The sequence below is a fragment of the Microbacterium sp. genome (genome assembly GCF_035556355.1).
Classification (GTDB): domain Bacteria; phylum Actinomycetota; class Actinomycetes; order Actinomycetales; family Microbacteriaceae; genus Microbacterium.
Genome location: NZ_DATMFG010000038.1, coordinates 1 through 1,847, shown reverse-complemented (window position 1 = coordinate 1,847; position 1,847 = coordinate 1). Strand labels below are relative to the sequence as shown.

Here is a 1,847-nt window from a genome sequence, read left to right as displayed (position 1 = left end):
CGTCATCGAGGGCTCGGAGGAGCAGGGCACGGGCGGGCTCGACGACTGGGTGCGCGAGCACCCGGGAGAGCTCACGGCCGACGCGATGCTGATCTGCGACACCGGCAACGCGGCGCTCGGCGTCCCGACGCTCACCGTCGCGCTCCGCGGCGCCTCGAACGTCGTCGTGACGGTCGAGTCGATGCGTAGCGAGGTCCACTCGGGCATGTTCGGGGGAGCCGCGCCCGACGCGCTCGCAGCCCTCGTCGCGATGCTCGCGACGCTCCGGGACGAGAAGGGCGACACGACGATCCGCGGCCTCGACGCTACCCAGACCTGGGACGGCGTCCAGTACGAGCCCGACGCGTTCCGCCGCGACGCGGGCGTCCTCGACGGCGTGGGGCTGCTCGGCAGCGGCAGCGTCGCCGACCAGCTCTGGGCCCGGCCCGCCGTGACGATCCTCGGCATCGACGCGCCCAAGGTCGTCGGGTCGTCCGCCGCGATCCAGCCCAAGGCCGCGGCCCGCCTCAACCTCCGCGTCCCGCCCGGCACCGACACCGCCGCCGCGGTCGCCGCGCTCGAGGACCACCTGCGCGCCGTCGCACCGTGGGGCGTGCACGTCACGCTCGAGCACGACACCCCCGGGCAGCCGTTCCAGGCGCGTACCGAGGGCGTCGTCTTCGACACGCTCAGCCAGGCGCTCGCGGACGCGTTCGACGCCGACAGCACCACGACCGCCGGGCAGGGCGGGTCGATCCCGCTGTGCAACGTCCTCGAGGCGTCCTACCCGGACGCCGAGATCGTGCTGCTCGGCGTCGAGGAGCCCGCCTGCCTCATCCACGCGCCCAACGAGAGCGTCGACCCGCACGAGCTCGAGCGCATCGCCGTCGGCGAGGCGCTGTTCCTCGCGCGCCTCGGCGCCGCGGGCGCCGCCTGACGGTCCACCCGCGACGAAGGGGCGGCCGGCTCCCCGGAGGGAAACGGCCACCCATCCGTCGCCATATCACGCCCATGGCGACCGCCCGGTGCACAAGCCGAGACGGTTAATTCTTCGAACGACACTTGAAGAGCAAGCGGGTTGAATACTTCGTGGCACAGATGCACTGGCGAATCGGAGATTCTGCTTGCGCGGCATCGTCAAGGATTCCCACGTGGAAAGGTTTGGTCGGTGATGGAATCCATAAGCGCGCGCGAGCTACTGCTGCTCCTGGAGTCAGCGTCGGGCGCGATATTGGAACGCGCTGCCGAGATTGTCGCCACGCTCGATCCGGATCGGGAACTCCACCTGAGTCTGCAGCCAGCGGCGCGGACTGCGAACACGCTCGAGCTCAAGTACACCCTTGCGCGCACCCGCGGGTTCTCAGTCTGTGGCCTCGACGACCTTGTTCTGCGCTTAAAATCGCTCGATGGCCAGCTAATTCAGGCAGGCGTCGCAGAGGGTGTTGGTAAGTCGGTAATCTTCGTCCTGGACGACGCAAGGACATCGATCTGTTCCGCATTCTGCGTGACTCACGACGACTAGCATCGCCGACTTGAGCGGTGCGGAGTTGTTCATGCGGCTCATCTGATCTGCGGGGTGGGGACTGCTGCACGGATAGGTGGCACCCGATGTGTGCTGTGGCGTGTTGCTGGCGGGGCGTTCATCGGGCCATGCTGCGGTCTTCACCGTCGGCCGTTGGCCTGGTCTGCTCTGAAAGCTCCAACACGACGAAGGGCGGCCGGCTCCCTACGGAAACCGGCCGCCCTTCGTCGTGCTGCGTCAGCCCTGGGCGATCGAGAAGATCCGGGCCTGGTCGGTCTTCGGCAGGGTCACCGAGACGACCGTCGTGCCCGCGGGCGCCGTGTACGGCGTGGTCGCGAACACGTAC

2 protein-coding genes are annotated in these 1,847 nt (G+C 68.9%); both read left to right on the top strand.

Annotation, left to right across the window (positions count from 1 at the left end; genetic code table 11):
• Nucleotides 1–916: peptidase dimerization domain-containing protein (locus VNR19_RS11175; RefSeq protein WP_325726762.1), on the top strand; the 916-nt coding region annotated here is incomplete at its 5' end.
• Between the two features lie 231 nt (nt 917–1,147).
• Nucleotides 1,148–1,501, top strand: coding sequence for a hypothetical protein (locus VNR19_RS11170; protein ID WP_325726760.1), 354 nt, complete (start codon nt 1,148–1,150; stop codon nt 1,499–1,501).
• The last annotated feature ends 346 nt before the right edge of the window (nt 1,502–1,847 follow it).